The following is an 18,065-nucleotide window of genomic DNA, read 5'->3' as shown; positions in this document are numbered from 1 at the left end:
CGGTTGCCCGGTCGGAGCGTGCGCGGTTGCCGGCTGCTCGGCCCGAGCCTGCGCCGCTGGGCTGCCCCCAGCCGCGGCGTGCCCCTGCCCGACGGTCGTCCCGGGCACCCCCCGCTCGGCGACGCCCCTGCCCCCGGCGCCCTCGGTCACTCTCCCCGCCCCCGCCACCTCCGCCCCGTCAGGCCCGTACAGCACCGCCCAGCCCCCCACCCGCTGGGCCAGCTGTCGCAGTACCGCCGGTACCGGGTCGGGGCGGGACGCGGCCGCGGCCAGGCTCTGTTGGGCCTCTGTCACGCGGCGTAGTTCCGCGAGGCGGGCCTGGGCCATCAGTTGCCAGACGGCGCGGGCCACGCCCGAGAAGGTGGTCTGGGGCGGGACCTCCAGGAGGGGGAGGCCGTAGGCGTCGCAGGCCTCGACCAGTGCGCGGGGGACCGTGTCGTGGACCGGGGCCAGGCCGAAGCCGAGGGCGGTCCCGCCCGCCGCCACGATGCGGGACACATAGTCGTCGAAGTAGGTGCCCGAGCCCGCCGCCTCGGGGATGTGGACCCCGGCGGTCAGGAGCAGCTCGCCGCCCAGCAGGTACGGGTACGGGTCGGCCATCTCCGAGGTGTGGGCCCAGTGGATCACCGTCGTCTCGTCCACGGGGCCCGCGATCTGGCGCAGGCCCAGGTCTTCCCGGGCCAGCAGCGCACTCAGCGGTACCGGTGGGGTGGGTGGGACAGGCGGGGCGGGCGGGTTGGATGTGTCCGGCATGGTGGACGTTTCCTCCATCCGGTTCGTCGGTAGTGGATGAAACGTACACTTCAGAGTCGCTTTCCGGCCACCTAAGGTCAGTCCCGTCGGCAGCCGCGGGTACGGGCGTATGTCCCCGCGATCCGCTGCCGGTCTGCCGGTCGGGCGGTCCCCACCCGCCGACCGCGTCCCCATCTGCACGACACGCCACCGAGAGTGCGCGAAGGAGGGCCCCTTATGGCCGTCGACTACACAGTGATCGTCGTCTATCTGGTCGGCATGCTGGCCATGGGCTGGTGGGGCATGCGCCGCGCCAAGTCCAAGAGTGAGTTCCTGGTTGCGGGGCGGCGGCTCGGGCCCGCCATGTACTCCGGCACCATGGCTGCCATCGTCCTCGGCGGCGCGTCCACCATCGGTGGCGTCGGGCTCGGCTACCAGTACGGGCTCTCCGGGGCCTGGATGGTCTTCACCATCGGGCTCGGCCTCCTCGCCCTCTCCGTCTTCTTCTCCGCCCGCATCGCCCGCCTGAAGGTCTACACCGTCTCCGAGATGCTGGACCTCCGCTACGGCGGCCGGGCCGGTGTCATCTCCGGTGTCGTCATGTGGGCGTACACCCTCATGCTCGCGGTGACGTCCACCATCGCGTACGCCACGATCTTCGACGTCCTCTTCGACATGAACCGGACGCTCGCGATCGTCCTCGGCGGTTCGATCGTCGTCGCGTACTCGACCCTCGGCGGCATGTGGTCGATCACCCTCACCGACATGGTGCAGTTCGTCGTCAAGACCGTCGGTGTACTGCTGCTCCTGCTTCCCATCGCGGTCGTCAAGGCCGGTGGGTTCAGCGAGATGAAGGCCAAGCTGCCGACCGAGTACTTCGACCCGCTGGGCATCGGCGGCGAGACGATCTTCACGTACGTGCTGATCTATACCTTCGGCATGCTGATCGGCCAGGACATCTGGCAGCGCGTGTTCACCGCGCGCAGCGACACCACGGCGAAGTGGGGCGGCACGGTCGCGGGCACGTACTGCCTGGTCTACGCCCTCGCCGGCGCCGTCATCGGTACGGCGGCGAAGGTCCTCTACCCGAAGCTGCCCAGCGCCGACACCGCCTTCGCGACCATCGTCAAGGACGAACTCCCGGTGGGGGTGCGGGGGCTGGTGCTCGCCGCCGCCCTCGCCGCCGTGATGTCCACCTCTTCCGGCGCCCTCATCGCCTGCGCCACCGTCGCCAACAACGACATCTGGTCGCGGCTGCGGGGAGCCACCACGAGCAAGAACGGCGACGACCACGACGAGGTCAAGGGCAACCGCGCCTTCATCCTCATCATGGGGGTCGCGGTGATCTGTACGGCGATCGCGCTCAACAACGTCGTCGAGGCGCTGACCGTCGCGTACAACCTGCTCGTCGGCGGCCTGCTCGTGCCGATCCTCGGCGGACTGCTGTGGAAGCGCGGCACGGCGCCCGGCGCGCTCGCCTCCGTCGCCGTCGGCGGGCTCGCGGTCATCGGCCTGATGGCGACGTACGGCATCCTCGCGAACGAGCCCGTCTACTACGGGCTGCTGTCCTCGCTCGCCGCGTACGTGGTGGTGTCGCTGGCCACCAAGCCGACCGAGGCCGCCGTCCTGGCCGCCTGGCGGGAGCGTCTGGCCGGCCGCGGCGCCGAACCCTTGTCCGAACCGGTCCCGGCTCACCAGTAGAGTCCTGGACAGATGAAGTACATACGCGACGAAGCGTAGGAAAGAAGGCAGAACCCATGAGCAGCAACGAGACGCCCCGCGGCCCCGTCGACTCGTCCCGCATCCCGCGGTACGCGGGCCCCGCGACCTTCGCCCGGCTGCCGCGCCTCGACGAGGTCGGCACCGCCGACGTCGCCGTGGTCGGCGTGCCGTTCGACTCCGGCGTCTCGTACCGGCCGGGCGCCCGCTTCGGCGGCAACGCGATCCGCGAGGCGTCCCGGCTGCTGCGCCCCTACAACCCGGCGCAGGACGCCTCGCCCTTCGCCCTCGCGCAGGTCGCCGACGCCGGTGACATCGCGGCGAACCCGTTCAACATCAACGAGGCCGTGGAGACGGTGGAGGCCGCCGCCGACGAGCTGCTCGGCACCGGCGCCCGCCTGATGACGCTCGGCGGCGACCACACCATCGCGCTGCCGCTGCTCCGCTCCGTCGCCAAGAAGCACGGCCCGGTCGCGCTGCTCCACTTCGACGCGCACCTCGACACCTGGGACACGTACTTCGGCGCCGAGTACACGCACGGCACCCCGTTCCGCCGCGCCGTCGAGGAGGGCATCCTCGACACCTCCGCCCTCTCGCACGTCGGCACCCGCGGCCCGCTGTACGGCAAGCAGGACCTCACCGACGACGAGAAGATGGGCTTCGGCATCGTCACCTCGGCGGACATCTACCGCCGCGGCGCCGACGAGGTCGCCGACCAGTTGCGCCAGCGCATCGGCGACCGCCCGCTCTACATCTCCATCGACATCGACTGCCTCGACCCGGCGCACGCGCCCGGCACCGGCACGCCGGAGGCGGGCGGCATGACCTCCCGCGAACTCCTGGAGATCCTGCGCGGGTTGGCGTCCTGCAACCTGGTCTCGGCGGACGTGGTCGAGGTCGCGCCCGCGTACGACCACGCCGAGATCACGGCGGTGGCGGCGTCGCACACCGCGTACGAACTGACCACGATCATGTCCCGCCAGATTGCCGAGGCACGCGCGAAGTGACTCACGACCACGACCTGGTGCTCCGTCCGTCGGCGGCGCAGACGGAGGCCGCGCTGAACCCTCCCCCCGGCCGCAACGGCGGAGACCTGGTCGTGGAGACCCTCGCCGGTCTCGGCGCTACGACCGTCTTCGGCCTTCCCGGCCAGCACGCGCTGGGCATGTTCGACGCGCTGCGCCGGTCCTCGCTGCAGTACGTCGGCCTGCGCGTGGAGAACAACGCCGGGTTCGCGGCGGACGCGTACGGCCGGATCACCGGCGAGGCGGCCCCGCTGCTGCTGTCGACGGGCCCCGGGGCGCTGACCTCGCTGGCCGCGCTCCAGGAAGCGGCGGCGGCCTCCGCCCCCGTCCTCGCGATCAGCAGCCAGATCCCGACGGCGGGGCTGGGCGGCGGCAGGCACGGCTATCTGCACGAACTGCCGGACCAGGCCGCCTCGTTCAGGGGTGTGGTGAAGTCGGTTCACACGGTCCGTACGCAGTCGCAGATCCCCTCGGCGATCGCGGAGGCCTGGGAGTCCGCGCTGACCGCTCCGCACGGCCCGGTGTGGGTGGAGATCCCGCAGGACGTCCTCCTCGCCGAGACGCATCTGCCGGTGGTGACGGCGATGGACGCGACCCCGGAGGACGTGGTCCCGCGCCCCGAACTGACCGCGGTGGCGGCACACTTGCTGTCCTCCGCCGAGCGCCCGGCAATCATCGCGGGCGGCGGCGTCGTACGGGCCGACGCGTCCGGAAAGCTGAAGTCGCTCGCGGAGCGGCTTCAGGCCCCCGTGGTCACCACCTTCGGCGGCAAGGGCGCCTTCCCCTGGGAACACCCCCTCTCCCTCCAGTCCTGGCTGGAGGACCGTCACACGACGGACTTCCTGGAGGACGCCGACGTGCTCCTGGTGGTGGGCTCGGGCCTCGGTGAACTGTCGTCGAACTACCACACGTTCAAGCCCCGGGGCCAGGTCATCCAGATCGAGGCCGACCTCGGGAAGCTGGAGTCGAACCACCCGGCGCTGGGCATCCACGCCGACGCCAGGCTCGCGCTCTCCGCGCTCCTGGAGACGGTCGAGGAGCGCACCGACCCTACGGCGGCGGACCGCGTACGCACCCTTCTCGACCGTGTGCGGGAGCGCATCGCCTCCCAGGAACTCACCCTGGAACAGGACGTGTTGACCTCCGTCCGCCGGGCCCTCCCGGACGACTCCCCGTCCTTCTGGGACATGACGATCCTGGCGTACTGGGCATGGTCCGCCTTCGACGCGCGCGGGGCGAACACCATGCACTCCGCCCAGGGCGCGGGCGGCCTCGGCTACGGCTTCCCCGCCGCGCTCGGGGCGGCCGCCGCCGACCCCACCCGCCCGGTCCTCGCGGTCTCCGGCGACGGCGGCGCGCTGTACTCGATCGCCGAGCTGGCGACGGCGAAGCAGTACGACCTGAACGTCACCTGGCTGATCGTCGACGACGGCGGCTACGGCATCCTGCGCGAGTACATGACGGGCGCCTTCGGCCAGGCGACGGCGACGGAGCTGGCGCGCCCGGACTACGTCGCCCTCGCGGAGTCGTTCGGCGTCCCGGGGATCCGTACAACCCCCGAGACGCTGGAGCAGGACTTGGCGAAGGCCCTGACCACACCCGGCCCTTCGGTGGTGCTGCTCCCGGCCGTACTGCGCATGTTCGCACCGACGCACCTGGGCTGACCGCCGGGCCGCGGCGCGCGGCCCGGCGGTGAGGGGTGGGGGCGGTCTACCAGATCGCCTCGACCCACTCCGGGTGGTCGATGAACGGGTTGCGGTTGTGCTGGTAGGTGTCGTAGATGACCTGGTTGCGGCGCTCCTCGAAGGCGTCCGGCGGGTCCTCGTCGTTCCACGTCTTGAGGACGGAGAGCTTGCCGATGTACGGGTTGCTGCCGTTGGCGACCTTGTCGTCGGGCTCCAGGTCGGCGAAGCCGTCGTCGCCCTCGTAGCGGACCGCCATGTAGAGGATCATGCGGGCCACGTCGCCCTTGACCGCGTCGCGCGGCTCGAAGGAGTCGGAGTCGGTGAGGCTGCCGCCGGCGTTGGTGAAGGTGCTGCCGCCCTCGTCGAAGTCCTTGTTGCCGCGGATGCCGTTGACCTGCACGTCCTCGGGGCGGATGTGGTGGAGGTCGGTGCCCGGGCCCGTCGACGTGGTGAGGTTGCCGTGGGAGATCGCCCACACGTGCTCGCGGTTCCAGTCGCCGACGTCACCGCCGTTGAGGGTCTTGCCGCGGGAGAGACCGGAGTACAGCAGGACCACGTTGCTGCTGTTGTCCGGGTCCTGGTCCGTGACCTTCAGGGCTTCCCAGAGCGCCGAGTACGAGAGCTTCGTCTGGCTGCTGATGATGGTGTGCAGCGAGGACTTCAGGCTCGTACCGGTCTTGCCGACCGCGTTCTTGTAGTACGTGCTGTCGTACGCGGTCGTCGTGGCGGCTGCGGGAGTCGCGGTCATCGTCGGCATGGTGAGGCCGACGAGCACGGCGGAGGTGGTCAGCGCCAGCGTCTTCCAGCGGCGTATGTGCGTGGCGGGCATGTGGGGGCGTCCGATCTACGCGGGTTGATTGAGCGGGCAACCGGAGCGTGACATGGACATGTGTTTCGCGGAATGAACGGCAGGTGTCGGTTGCGTGTCGGAAACCGGCAAGTCGCTTGTTGTGTAGGCGTTTTGGCATACCACTGTGGCCCCTGACCGAGGGGAGTCGGTCAAGGGCCACGGTGTGCGCCAACTTCGTCCCAGCGGCCCCATCCCGGTAGGCACCGGTATGCACCGGCAGCCTCCGGTAGGCCCACTGGTGCGAATCCCCGCCCAGGAAACGCACGTACAACTTTCGGCCATCCCCAGGAGTCAAGGGAGGCGAGTGCGCCCGTGGCGCATTCGTATCGGCTCAAGGGGATGGGGAAGCCTCCATGACTCACCGGATGTCCCGGGGTACCCGTGTGCTCGCAGCGAGCCTCGGTGCCGGAGTGATCGTGCCGTTCGCGGCGGCAGCGGCGCCCGCCGCCGCTGCCACGACACCGACGGTCAGCTGTACGTCGGACCGGGCGGGCTTGGCCGCCAAGTTGCAGACGGACATCACCGCGGCGCTCGCGAACCGCGCGGGGACGATCGCGGTCGGCCTCTACGACCGCAGCACCAACACCAGGTGCACCCTGCGGAGCAGCACCGCCTTCGACTCCGCCAGCGTCGTCAAGGTGACCGTCCTCGCCACGCTGTTGTGGGACGCCAAGAAGCACAACCGGTACCTCACGGACCGCGAGGTCACGCTCGCCACCGCCATGATCACCAAGTCCGACAACAGCGCGACCACCACCCTGTGGCGTCAGCTCGGCATGACCAAGATCAAGGGCTTCCTCGCCGCCGCCGGGATGACCCAGACCGTGCCGGGCGCGAACGGCTACTGGGGCCTGACCCAGATCACCGTCCGCGACGAGCAGAAGCTACTCGCCCTCGTCACCGCCAAGAACGCGGTCCTGAGCGACAACTCCCGTGCGTACATCCTGAAGTTGATGGGCCAGGTCATCTCCTCGCAGCGCTGGGGTACGCCGGCCGGGGCGCCCTCGACGGTCTCCGTGCACGTCAAGAACGGCTGGCTGCAGCGGTCCACGCACGGCTGGCGGGTGCACAGCATCGGCACCTTCAACGGCGGCGGCCACGACTACATGATCTCCGTGCTCACGCACGGCAACAGCACCATGGACTACGGCGTCGCCACCATCCAGGGCATCGCCAAGGTCATCCACAAGGACCTGGTGCCGGTGACGACGAGCACACAGACGTACACGCCGACGGACACCCCGAAGGAGGCGTTCCCGGCGGTTCCGTCCACCGGCTGACGCTTTACGGGGAAGCCTCCTCGGCGTCACCGACGCGTCCTACGGTGACGGTCATGCGCCTGAGATCCGTACTCGCCACCGTCACCGCCGGCCTGGCGGCGGCCACCTCCCTGACCGCCGCAAGTCCCGCCAACGCCCTGACCGGCAACGCCTGTTCGCCGTCCGTCTCCATCGAGGGCTTCTCCGACGCGCTCGACAAGACGACGTACGAGGGCACGTTCGTCGGCAACCTCTCCGCGCTCGCCGTGGACCGCGACGGCGGCATCGCCGCGCTCTCCGACCGGTCCTCGCTCTTCACCCTGGACCGCACGACCCTCCAGCCCACGAGCGTCGTCCCGCTAGCCGACGAGAAGGGCGCCGCGCTCGACTCCGAGGGCCTGGTCGTCGACCTCCCCCACTCTCGGCCTCGCTCGAGCGGGGGGACCCCCATCGGCACCCGTCTCGTCACCTCCGAGACCGAGCCGTCCGTGCGCCGCTACGAGCCGGACGGCACCCTGGTCGGCAGCCTTCCCGTGCCGGACGCCCTCAGGGTCGCCCCCGCGGGCCGCGCCACCTCGAACCAGACCTTCGAGGGGCTGACCCTCCTGCCCGGCGGGCACACCCTGCTCGCCGCGATGGAGGGCGCGCTGTCCGGCGACACCACGGGCATCGTCCGCTTCCAGACCTGGGACCGGACCGCCGTCCGCAAGGACTTCCGCCTGTCCGCCCAGTACGGCTACCGCACCGACAGCGGTCTCGGTGTCTCCGAGGCCACCGCCACCCCCGACGGCCGCCTGCTCGTCCTGGAACGCGGCTTCACCTCGGGCGTCGGCAACACCGTCCGGCTCTACCTGGCGGACCTCCGCCACGCCACCGACACCAGCGGCATCGACACCCTGACGGGCCAGGACGGCGTACGGCTGATCAAGAAGACCCTGCTCACCGACCTCGTGACCTGCCCGTCACTGGGAGCGACCGCCAAGCAGCCGCAGCCCAACCCGCTCCTCGACAACATCGAGGGCATGACGATCACCGGCCGCACCCACGGCCGCCTGAACCTCCTCCTGGTCAGCGACGACAACCAGAACCCGGTCCAGATCACCCGCCTCTACTCCCTGCGGGTACGCCTGCCGTAGCGGGGGTGAATGTTGCGGAGGGATGAAATCCGCTTCTCTCGGCGTTGGTGCCTTCCGGCGGACAAGGATCTACGGAAGGCACCGGCGTGGCAGCGCAACAGGGGGAGCTCGCGCGGCAGGGGGAAGTGCGGGGCCGGGCTGGGCGGGAAAAGGAGGCCGGCTGGGCACGGCGTCTTGCCGGGTACGCATGGCGGTACCCGAAGGACGTCGTCCTCGCGCTCGGCTCCTCGCTGGCCGGCATGGCTGTCATGGCGCTGGTCCCGCTGGTCACCAAGGTGATCATCGACGACGTCGTCGGGGACCACAGCCGGAGCATGGGCCCCTGGGCGGGCGCGCTGATAGGCGCCGCCGTCCTCGTCTACGTCCTCACCTACATCCGCCGCTACTACGGCGGCCGCCTCGCCCTCGACGTCCAGCACGACCTCCGTACGGAGATGTACGGGACGATCACCCGGCTCGACGGCCGGCGCCAGGACGAGCTGTCCACCGGGCAGGTCGTCGGCCGCGCCACCAGCGACCTCCAGCTGATCCAGGGCCTGCTCTTCATGCTGCCGATGACCATCGGCAACATCCTCCTCTTCCTGATCTCGCTCGGGATCATGGCCTCGCTGTCCCTGCCGCTCACGCTGGTCGCGCTCGCCGTCGCCCCGGCCCTCTGGTTCATCGCCAAGCGCAGCCGTACGAAGCTGCACCCCGCCACCTGGTACGCGCAGGCGCAGGCCGCCGCGGTCGCGGGTGTCGTCGACGGCGCCGTCAGCGGCGTACGCGTGGTGAAGGGCTTTGGGCAGGAGGACCAGGAGACCGGGAAGCTCCGGGAGGTCGGGCGGCGGCTCTTCGCGGGGCGGCTGCGCACCATCCGGCTGAACGCCAAGTACACCCCGGCCCTCCAGGCCGTCCCCGCCCTCGGCCAGGTCGCGATGCTGGCGCTGGGCGGCTGGCTGGCCGTGCGCGGGCAGATCACGCTGGGCACGTTCGTGGCGTTCTCCTCGTACCTCGCCCAGCTCGTCGGGCCCGTGCGGATGCTCGCCGTCGTGCTCACCGTCGGGCAGCAGGCCCGTGCCGGTGTCGAGCGCGTCCTGGAGCTGATCGACACCGAGCCGTCGATCCAGGACGGCACGAAGACCCTGCCCGCCGACGCGCCCGCGACCGTCGAGTTCGACGACGTGTCCTTCGGATACGAGGAGGGGCGGCCCGTCCTGGACGGGCTGTCGTTCGAGATCCGGCCGGGCGAGACCCTCGCCGTCGTCGGCTCCTCCGGCTCCGGCAAGTCGACGGTCTCCCTCCTCCTGCCGCGCTTCTACGACGTCACGCACGGCGCCGTCCTCGTCGGCGGCCACGACGTCCGCGAGCTGACGCAGGAGTCGCTGCGCGCCGCGATCGGGCTCGTCCCCGAGGACTCCTTCCTCTTCTCCGACTCCGTGCGAGCCAACATCGCGTACGGCCGTCCGGAGGCGACCCAGGAGGAGATCGAGACGGCCGCGCGTGCCGCTCAGGCGGACCGTTTCATCGCCGAGCTGGCCGACGGCTACGACACCAAGGTCGGCGAGCACGGCCTCACCCTCTCCGGCGGCCAGCGGCAGCGCGTCGCGCTCGCCCGTGCGATCCTCACCGACCCGCGCCTGCTCGTCCTCGACGACGCCACCTCCGCCGTGGACGCGCGCGTCGAGCACGAGATCCACGAGGCCCTCAAGGGGGTCATGGAGGGCCGTACCACTCTCCTGATCGCCCACCGGCGCTCCACCCTCAACCTCGCCGACCGCATCGCCGTGCTCGACGGCGGCCGGCTCGCCGACATCGGCACCCACGACGAACTCCAGCAGCGGTCCCCGCTCTACCGGCGGCTGCTCACCGACCCGGACGAGCTGGGCGGGGTCTCCCCGGGACACGCCCAGCCCGTGGCGCCACAGGAGGACACCTCCGTACGGGACGAGCTGGACGCCGAGTTCGACGCCGAGCGCGGCGTGACTCCCCACCTGTGGACCGGCGACCGCGAGCCCAAGGACGACGCGCTCGCCGGGATGCCCGCCACCCCCGAACTCCTCTCCCAGGTCGAGGCGTTGCCCCCGGCCACCGACACTCCGGGCATCGACGAGGCACGCGCGGTCAGGCCCGAGGAGTCCTACGGACTGCGGCGGTTGCTGCGCGGCTTCGGGCTGCCCCTCCTGGTGAGCCTCGGCCTCGTCGGCGTCGACGCGGGCATGAGCCTGCTGCTGCCCGTGCTGATCCGGCACGGCATCGACAAGGGCGTCACCCAGATGGCGCTCGGCGGGGTGTGGGCCGCGGCCGCGCTCGGCCTGGTCACCGTGCTCGTCCAGTGGGCGGCGCAGATCGGCGAGACGCGGATGACGGGACGGACGGGGGAGCGGGTGCTGTACTCGCTCCGCCTGAAGATCTTCGCCCAGCTGCAGCGCCTCGGACTCGACTACTACGAGCGGGAGTTGACGGGTCGGATCATGACCCGGATGACGACCGACGTCGACGCCCTGTCGACCTTCCTGCAGACCGGTCTGGTCACCGCCTTCGTCTCCGTCGTCACCTTCTTCGGCATCATGGGCGCGCTGCTGGTGATCGACGTACAGCTGGCACTGGTCGTCTTCGTGACGCTGCCGCCGCTGGTCATCGGCACGTTCTTCTTCCGCCGGGCGAGCGTGAAGGCGTACGAACTCGCCCGCGAGCGTGTGTCGGTGGTCAACGCCGACCTCCAGGAGTCGGTCTCCGGGCTGCTGATCCTGCAGGCCTTCCGGCGCGAGCGCTCGGGCGGGCGGCGGTTCGCGGAGGGCAGCGACAGCTACCGCAAGGCGCGGATCCGCGGGCAGTGGCTGATATCCGTGTACTTCCCGTTCGTGCAGCTGCTGTCGTCGGTGGCCGCGGCGGCCGTCCTGATCGTGGGCGCGCACCGGATCGACGCCGGGACGCTCACCACCGGCGCGCTGGTCGCGTACCTCCTCTACATCGACCTGTTCTTCGCGCCCGTGCAACAGCTCTCGCAGGTCTTCGACGGGTACCAGCAGGCGACCGTCTCGCTCGGCCGGATCCAGGAGCTGCTCCAGGAGCCGACCTCCACGAAGGCCGCCGACGAGCCGCTCGACGTCCTCTCCCTGCAGGGCGAAATCGCCTTCGAGGACGTCGACTTCGCGTATGGGTCCGCGGACGAGGCTGAAGAGGCCCTCAGCGGTGTGTCGTTGCGCATCCCCGCCGGGCAGACCGTCGCCCTCGTCGGTGAGACCGGCGCGGGCAAGTCGACACTGGTGAAGCTGGTCGCCCGGTTCTACGACCCGACGGGCGGGCGGGTGACCGTCGACGGCACGGACCTGCGCGCCCTCGACATCACCTCGTACCGCCACCGGCTCGGCGTCGTCCCCCAGGAGGCGTACCTCTTCCAGGGCACGGTCCGCGACGCCATCGCCTACGGCCGCCCCGACGCCACCGACGCCGAGGTGGAGGCCGCGGCCCGCGCGGTCGGCGCGCACGACATGATCGCCACGCTCGACGGCGGCTACCTCCACGAGGTCGCCGAGCGCGGCCGCAACCTCTCCGCGGGCCAGCGCCAGCTGATCGCCCTGGCCCGGGCGGAACTCGTCGACCCCGACGTGCTGTTGCTGGACGAGGCCACCGCCGCGCTGGACCTGGCGACGGAGGCCCTGGTGAACCAGGCCACCGACCGCTTGGCGGGCCGCCGCACCGCCCTCCCGTCGCCCGACCACCACCCCTCAACGAGCGCTAACGCGCGCACCACCTTGATTGTCGCCCACCGCCTGACGACCGCCGCCCGCGCCGACCGGGTCGTGGTCATGGACCACGGCCGGGTCGCCGAGGACGGCACGCACGACGAACTGCTCCAACTGGACGGTCACTACGCCGAGTTGTGGCGGACGTTCGTGGGAGCTCCGAAGCCGGAGGAACCGGTCGGTTCCAAGGCCTGACGCCCGTCAGGACTTCGCCTTGATGTCCGAGATCTTCTTCGTGGCGAGGTCTGACTGCACCGTCAGGTAGGTGTACGTCGGATGCTGGGCGGAGCCCCACGTCAGCCTCACCGTCGACCAGGTGTGCCCCATCCCGCTGTCCCCGGCCGTCACCTTCCAGGCGCGCGGCACGTCCTGGGCGCGCAGGACCCCGTCGGCGTGCTCGCGGCTCTCCCACGTGGCCAGGCGCGAGCGCAGGTTGGAGGTCAGATAGAAGGTGCGCAGCTGGGAATCGAGGTGACCGCTCCCCGAGTCGGTCACCGCGTCGATGTACGCGCCGTAGAAGTCGGCCACCCGGTCGTAGGCGGGACCGTTGGCACCGCTGCGCGCCGGGGGCGGGCTGGTGGAGCTGGCGACGGCCGGTACGGAGGCACCGGCCGCCGCGAGGAGGGCGGCCGCGACGAGTACGCGGTTGGTCGTACGGGACATGGGCTACCGCCTTTCGTTTTCTGACCGGTTGGACCCCGGGTAAACGGTCACGGTTGCCCCAAACACGGAAAAAACCTCTCCCGGACGAACGCAACCATCCGACGTACGTCGTGCGTCCGTACACCAGTACGCTGATTGCTGCGGGAGGGACGACAGTGGACAGTGGTGCGATACGCCGACGGTTGGCGCTCGGCGTGGCCGTGCTGACCGCCTCCGGGCTGTTCGCGCTCGCGAGCCCCGGCAGCGCGCAGGCGGCAACCTCCTACTGCTCGGGACGCAAGGTCCGTACGCTGCCCTTCTCGACCGGGTACGTGCAGGTCTACAAGCGCAATGGTTACGTCTGCGCCGTGACCTTCCCCAAGACGCAGGGGGGCCGCAGGTCGATGTCGGTCAGCGTGCAGGCGCGCGGCAGCCGGCCGGTGGTCGACTCGGGGCGCTTCGCGCATCACGCGGGACCGGTGACCGTACACGCCGGCCACCGCTGCGTCCGGATCAAGGGCTCCGTCAGCTCGGGCTCGGTGAGCACGGGCTGGATTCTCTGCTGAGCCCCGGACAGGATTCTCTGCCGAGCCCCGGACTGGATTCTCGCCGAGCCGCGGGTCGGGTTCCCCGCTGAGCCCAGAACCCGGATCAGGTCACATCCACACGATTTCCCAACCTCCCCTGGTGTCACGGCAGTTGCTCCGCTAGGTTCCGGCGGACATCTGCGTAATCCCAGGGGAGGGTGCATGCGCAAGGCGCTCAGATGGCTGCTGGCGCTCACGGTGCTCATAGGCACGCTGAGCACGGCCGGGGCGGCCACCGCCGCCCAGCCGGAGGCCACCGGCACCACCGGCACGACCACTGAGGACATCAAGGACCGGCTCCTCGCGATACCGGGCATGAGCCTGATCCAGGAGAAGCCGTACACCGGCTACCGGTTCTTCGTCCTCAACTACACCCAGCCGATCGACCACCGGAACCCGTCCAAGGGCACGTTCCAGCAGCGGATCACCGTGCTGCACAAGGACACTTCGCGCCCGACCGTCTTCTACACCGGCGGCTACAACGTCTCCATGAACCCCAGCCGCCGCGAGCCGACCCAGATCGTGGACGGCAACCAGGTCTCGATGGAGTACCGCTTCTTCACCCCGTCCCGGCCCGACCCGGCCGACTGGTCCAAGCTCGACATCTGGCAGGCGGCCAGCGACCAGCACCGTATCTTCCAGGCCCTCAAGCCCGTCTACGGCCAGAAGTGGCTGTCCACCGGCGGCTCGAAGGGCGGCATGACCGCCACGTACTACGAGCGCTTCTACCCGCGTGACATGGACGGCGTCGTCGCGTACGTCGCCCCCAACGACGTCGTGAACGACGAGGACTCGGCGTACGACCGCTTCTTCGCGGGCGTCGGCACCAAGGAGTGCCGCGACAAGCTGAACGCGGTCCAGCGCGAGGCGCTGGTGCGCCGCGAGCCGCTGGAGAAGAAGTACGAGGCCTACGCGGCCGAGAACGGCTACACGTTCACCACGGTCGGCAGCCTGGACCGCGCCTACGAGTCGGTCGTCCTCGACTACGTCTGGGGCTTCTGGCAGTACAGCCTGCTCTCCGACTGCGACTCGATCCCGGCGAACGCGGCGACGGCGACGGACGACGAGATCTGGAACTCCGTCGACACGATCTCGGGCTTCTCGTTCTACACGGATCAGGGTCTGTCCCCGTACACGCCGTACTACTACCAGGCGGGTACGCAACTGGGCGCCCCGACGATCCACTTCCCGTACATCGAGAAGAAGTACATCCGCTACGGCTACCAGCCGCCCCGGAACTTCGTCCCGCGCGACATCCCGATGAAGTTCCAGCCGTGGGCGATGCGGGACGTCGACACGTGGGTCAAGCACAACGCCCGCCACATGCTCTTCGTCTACGGCCAGAACGACCCGTGGGGCGCGGAGCGCTTCCGCCTGGGCGCCGGCGCGCGTGACTCCTACGTCTTCACCGCGCCCGGCCTGAACCACGGCGCGAACGTCGCCGGCCTCGTGGCCGACGAGAAGGCCCTCGCCACCGCCCGCATCCTGGAGTGGGCGGGCGTGGCTCCCACCGCGGTCCAGTCGGATCCGTCGGCGGCCAGGCCGCTGGCACGGTACGACGCCAAGCTGGACGTACGGGACGTGGAGCGCGAACCCGCGCTGCGTCCGTAACTCCCTTGCTGCGCCCGCCCGTCGGCTACACCGGGCGGGCGCAGCCCACGGGCTTGGTGCCACCGAGCTGGACGTACAGGGCCGTGGAGGAGGGGCACTTGGCGCGGGCGGTGACCGCCGACGTCACCTTGTACTCCGGAGGCTTCTTGCCCTTGCCGTCGCACGCCGTCTCGCGGACCTGGCCGCTGCCCGCGCTGTAGACGCAGTCGCCGACGATGGTGCGGGGGCCTCCGCCGCCGCCCGGGTCGCCGGGGTGGGGCGGTTCGAGCTTGCGCATGCAGGCGTAGCCCTGGGGGACCGCGCCGTCGCCGTCCTCGTCGGAGTTGGGCGCGGTCTGGCTGATGTGCAGGACGAAGTCCGTGGTCCTGGGGCAGGAGGGGCCGTCCGCGACCTTGCCGTCGTAGCGGGCGATCACCCGCGCGGCGGCCCGTTCGCTCGTGCAGGGCACCTCCGTGAAGCTGGTCGTGCCGAAGGAGCTGCACTCGTCGACGTCGAGGAACCGCACGCCGTATCCGGAGGGCCGCGTCGCTGTCGTGCTGGCGCTGGGCCCGCCGTCTCCCGCGTCGGAGCCGGACCAGCGCTGGCAGCCGGCGAGCACGGCCAGAGCAAGCAGCAGCGCGCACACCACCCCAACGGAACGCCGACCCAACGCGCTGGCTCGCATGGCTTCCCCCCGATACCCCGGTCCAGCGTGACCCGCCGCAGCGGGCACACGCCAGACGTGTGGGGTGCTTTGCGCCACTTGGGGGTGGTGCGTCGGGTGTGCGGCGTAGGTTCTAGTACGTCACCCGTGCCCGATCGGCTATCGCACTTGCCAGTACGTCAACCCGTACCGATCGGATGCGGCACCTACTAGTACGTCAACCCGTACCCGATCGGATACAGCACCTGCGTCGGGTCGTCCGCCCGCTGCACCGGCACCGGCAGGGTGCCGCGCGGGTCGACCTCGCCCGCGACGGCCCGGGCGGCCGCGCGCAGCTCGACGTCCGTCCAGGAGTACGCGGCCAAGTAGGCGCCGACGGATGGGAGGTGAGCAACGTCGTACGGATTGCGGATGGCGATCGCGACGACCGGGACACCCGTGGCGACGAGCCGCCCCACGAGGGTCTTCTGGGAACCGGTCGCCGTCACGTTGTACGTCCCGACGACCACGGCGTCCTTGCCCTGGGCCGCCGCCACCGCCTTGTCGATCGTCGCTGTCGAGGGCGCCGTACCCGTGGACAGGGCCGTCGCCGTGAAGCCCAGCTCGGTGAGAGCGGTGGCGAGGACCTTGGTGGGCGGTCCGTCGGAGAGGGACGGGGAGGCGGGGTCGGCGCCCACGACCAGCACGTTCGGGGTGCGCAGACGGGACAGCGGAAGCAGGCCCTCCTTGTTGACCAGCAGGGTGGTGGTGCGCTCGGCGATCCGGTCGGCCGCCCTGAGGTGCTCCGGGGTGCCGACGGTGCGGTCGACGCCGCCGTCGGTGACGTACGGGTCGGTCAGCAGCCCCAGCTTCGCCTTGAGGCGGAGCACGCGCAGAATCGACTCGTCGAGGCGGGCCTCGGTGAGTTCGCCGCCGCGTACGGCGTTCAGGACGGCGTTCCACGCGACGTCCAGGTTGGGCGGGTTGAGGAGCTGGTCGACACCGGCCTTGAGTGCGAGGACGGGGACGCGGTCGTCGCCGTACTTCGTCCGGACGCCCTCCATGCCGAGCGAGTCCGTCACCACGACCCCGTCGTAGCCGAGTTCCTCGCGCAGGATGCCGGTGAGGATCGGGTGCGAGAGCGTGGCCGGGTCACCGGACGGGTCGAGCGCCGGGACCATGATGTGCGCGGTCATGATCGAGTCGATGCCGGCGCGGATGGCCGCGCGGAACGGCACGGCGTCCAGGTCCTCCCACACCTCACGGCTGTGGGTGATGACGGGGAAGCCGAAGTGGCTGTCGACGGCCGTGTCGCCGTGCCCCGGGAAGTGCTTGGCGGTCGCCGCGACACCGGAGCCCTGATACCCCTTCACTTCGGCGGCCACCAGTCCGGCCACCGCGTCCGGGTCGGCGCCGAAGGAGCGTACGCCGATGACCGGGTTGGCCGGGTTGACGTTCACGTCGGCGACCGGGGAGTAGTCCTGGCGGATGCCGATCGCGTGCAGCTCGGCCCCGCCGATGCGCCCCACCGTGCGCGCGTCGGCCCGTGATCCGCCCGCGCCCAGCGCCATCGCGCCCGGGAACAGCGTTGCCGGCTTGCCCACCCGGGCCACTATCCCGTGTTCCTGGTCGGTGGAGATGAGGACGGGCAGGCCGCGCGGCTGTTCCAGGCTGGCCTTCTGGATGCTGTTCGAAAGATCCGCGATCTGATGGGGATTGCGGGTGTTGTGCGCCCAGGCGAAGTAGATGATCCCGCCGACGCGGTACTTGGCGATCAGCTCGGCGGCCGTCCGGACGCCGATCTCCTTGAGGTTGGCGTCGATGTCGGCCTGGTCGGGCGCGGTGGCCGAATGGCCGTACACCCGCATCACGAAGAGCTGGCCGACCTTCTCCTCCAACGTCATACGGGAGATCAGGGCGCGGAGTTTCGTGTCACCGCCCTGGTCGGCGGCCTGCGCGCCTTCGTCGGCGGCCTGCGCGCGCTCGCCGACGGTCAGCGCGGCGGTGACCCCCGCGGTAGCGGCGAGAACGGTACGTCTGGACGGTCTGGACCGTCGTGGTGCGGTGCTTCCCGTGCCGGAGTCGCGCACGTGCGCTCCTTCCCTCATGAAGGAAACTTCCGAGGAGTCACGAATATCCGGGAAGTTTCTTCCAGTCAAGGGTGTGCACAGTAACCCGCGTTGGGGCCGCCACCGGCGCAGTTGGAGGGGGGCGCGCCGGTGGCGGCGTGCTGCCGGCCGCAGGCGGCGGAGAGGGTGGTCAGCGATCGCAGCCAGCAGCGAGGCCGACACCGCACTGCGGAGACTCATCCGACAGCATGCGGATTGGACGAAGGGGGGTGGCTCCGGGTTCCCAGGTTCACGGGGAACTCCGGAAGTTGGGGCGGGGGTGTCTGACGGGGGCGCTGAGACGCCACGACTGCGGGAGTTCGTGGTGGCTGGGCCGGCGTCCGTCCCGCCCTTCCGGGCT

At 70.5% G+C, this 18,065-nt stretch carries 13 protein-coding genes; 8 read left to right on the top strand and 5 right to left on the bottom strand.

Annotated features, from left to right (window positions below):
- On the bottom strand, positions 1–771 hold a 771-nt coding region (locus ACFY0T_RS15850; protein WP_388869794.1), incomplete at its 3' end, for a PucR family transcriptional regulator ligand-binding domain-containing protein.
- A gap of 198 nt (positions 772–969) precedes the next feature.
- Between ACFY0T_RS15850 and ACFY0T_RS15845 the strand changes: the two genes are divergently transcribed.
- Genes ACFY0T_RS15845 through ACFY0T_RS15835 form a run of 3 tightly spaced genes read left to right on the top strand, consistent with a single transcriptional unit; the run spans position 970 to position 5,140 of the window.
- Positions 970–2,433, top strand: a complete 1,464-nt coding sequence (locus tag ACFY0T_RS15845; RefSeq protein WP_388869792.1) for a sodium:solute symporter — start codon at positions 970–972, stop codon at positions 2,431–2,433.
- A gap of 56 nt (positions 2,434–2,489) precedes the next feature.
- Complete coding sequence (gene speB, locus ACFY0T_RS15840) at positions 2,490–3,458, top strand: agmatinase (protein WP_362510292.1); 969 nt, start codon at positions 2,490–2,492, stop codon at positions 3,456–3,458.
- Entirely contained in the window at positions 3,455–5,140 is a 1,686-nt protein-coding gene (locus ACFY0T_RS15835) for a thiamine pyrophosphate-binding protein (RefSeq protein ID WP_388869789.1), read from the top strand. Before speB ends, ACFY0T_RS15835 begins: the two co-directional genes overlap by 4 nt.
- A 46-nt stretch (positions 5,141–5,186) precedes the next feature.
- On the opposite strand, the gene ACFY0T_RS15830 is transcribed toward ACFY0T_RS15835, so the two are convergent.
- Entirely contained in the window at positions 5,187–5,990 is an 804-nt protein-coding gene (locus ACFY0T_RS15830; protein ID WP_388869786.1) for an endonuclease I family protein, read from the bottom strand.
- Positions 5,991–6,376: 386 nt separating this feature from the next.
- Here ACFY0T_RS15830 and ACFY0T_RS15825 point away from each other — a divergent pair, with 386 nt between their 5' ends.
- From ACFY0T_RS15825 to ACFY0T_RS15815, 3 genes are all read left to right on the top strand, one after another.
- The gene (locus ACFY0T_RS15825) at positions 6,377–7,291 is read left to right on the top strand and encodes a serine hydrolase (RefSeq protein ID WP_388870504.1); all 915 of its coding nucleotides are present in this window, start codon (positions 6,377–6,379) and stop codon (positions 7,289–7,291) included.
- Between the two features lie 53 nt (positions 7,292–7,344).
- Positions 7,345–8,406, top strand: coding sequence for an esterase-like activity of phytase family protein (locus ACFY0T_RS15820; RefSeq protein WP_388869784.1), 1,062 nt, complete (start codon positions 7,345–7,347; stop codon positions 8,404–8,406).
- Positions 8,407–8,531: 125 nt separating this feature from the next.
- Positions 8,532–12,329 (top strand): ABC transporter ATP-binding protein, encoded by a 3,798-nt coding sequence (locus ACFY0T_RS15815; RefSeq protein WP_388870501.1) that lies wholly within the window; start codon positions 8,532–8,534, stop codon positions 12,327–12,329.
- A 6-nt stretch (positions 12,330–12,335) separates the two neighbouring features.
- Here the strand turns inward: ACFY0T_RS15815 and ACFY0T_RS15810 are convergent, their stop codons facing one another.
- Positions 12,336–12,797 carry a hypothetical protein gene (locus ACFY0T_RS15810; RefSeq protein WP_388869781.1) on the bottom strand — a complete coding sequence of 154 codons (462 nt, stop codon included), beginning with the start codon at positions 12,795–12,797 and terminating at the stop codon, positions 12,336–12,338.
- Positions 12,798–12,952: 155 nt separating this feature from the next.
- Here ACFY0T_RS15810 and ACFY0T_RS15805 point away from each other — a divergent pair, with 155 nt between their 5' ends.
- Together ACFY0T_RS15805 and ACFY0T_RS15800 are read left to right on the top strand one after the other, a co-directional pair.
- Positions 12,953–13,342: a hypothetical protein gene (locus ACFY0T_RS15805; RefSeq protein WP_388869779.1), complete on the top strand. Its 390-nt coding sequence runs from the start codon at positions 12,953–12,955 to the stop codon at positions 13,340–13,342.
- A gap of 183 nt (positions 13,343–13,525) precedes the next feature.
- Positions 13,526–14,974 (top strand): S28 family serine protease, encoded by a 1,449-nt coding sequence (locus ACFY0T_RS15800; protein ID WP_388869776.1) that lies wholly within the window; start codon positions 13,526–13,528, stop codon positions 14,972–14,974.
- Between the two features lie 25 nt (positions 14,975–14,999).
- Here ACFY0T_RS15800 and ACFY0T_RS15795 read toward each other — a convergent pair whose 3' ends face one another.
- Both ACFY0T_RS15795 and ACFY0T_RS15790 read right to left on the bottom strand, forming a co-directional pair.
- Positions 15,000–15,638 carry a hypothetical protein gene (locus ACFY0T_RS15795; RefSeq protein ID WP_388869773.1) on the bottom strand — a complete coding sequence of 213 codons (639 nt, stop codon included), beginning with the start codon at positions 15,636–15,638 and terminating at the stop codon, positions 15,000–15,002.
- Positions 15,639–15,826: 188 nt separating this feature from the next.
- Positions 15,827–17,686 carry a glycoside hydrolase family 3 protein gene (locus tag ACFY0T_RS15790; RefSeq protein ID WP_388869770.1) on the bottom strand — a complete coding sequence of 620 codons (1,860 nt, stop codon included), beginning with the start codon at positions 17,684–17,686 and terminating at the stop codon, positions 15,827–15,829.
- Between the last annotated feature and the right edge of the window lie 379 nt (positions 17,687–18,065).

The organism is Streptomyces sp. NPDC001530, from assembly GCF_042894545.1.
In the GTDB taxonomy this organism is placed as follows: Bacteria; Actinomycetota; Actinomycetes; order Streptomycetales; family Streptomycetaceae; genus Streptomyces.
Note: the sequence above shows the minus strand (reverse complement) of the source record. Positions and strands in the feature narration are given on the sequence as shown.

Bases quoted from the DNA above. Each gene is read 5' to 3' on its own strand.
- ACFY0T_RS15845 (WP_388869792.1), top strand. From the start codon at position 970: ATGGCCGTCGACTACACAGTGATCGTCGTCTATCTGGTCGGCATGCTG.
- speB (WP_362510292.1), top strand. From the start codon at position 2,490: ATGAGCAGCAACGAGACGCCCCGCGGCCCCGTCGACTCGTCCCGCATC.
- ACFY0T_RS15830 (WP_388869786.1), bottom strand. From the start codon at position 5,990: ATGCCCGCCACGCACATACGCCGCTGGAAGACGCTGGCGCTGACCACC.
- ACFY0T_RS15825 (WP_388870504.1), top strand. From the start codon at position 6,377: ATGTCCCGGGGTACCCGTGTGCTCGCAGCGAGCCTCGGTGCCGGAGTG.
- ACFY0T_RS15820 (WP_388869784.1), top strand. From the start codon at position 7,345: ATGCGCCTGAGATCCGTACTCGCCACCGTCACCGCCGGCCTGGCGGCG.
- ACFY0T_RS15810 (WP_388869781.1), bottom strand. From the start codon at position 12,797: ATGTCCCGTACGACCAACCGCGTACTCGTCGCGGCCGCCCTCCTCGCG.
- ACFY0T_RS15800 (WP_388869776.1), top strand. From the start codon at position 13,526: ATGCGCAAGGCGCTCAGATGGCTGCTGGCGCTCACGGTGCTCATAGGC.
- ACFY0T_RS15795 (WP_388869773.1), bottom strand. From the start codon at position 15,638: ATGCGAGCCAGCGCGTTGGGTCGGCGTTCCGTTGGGGTGGTGTGCGCG.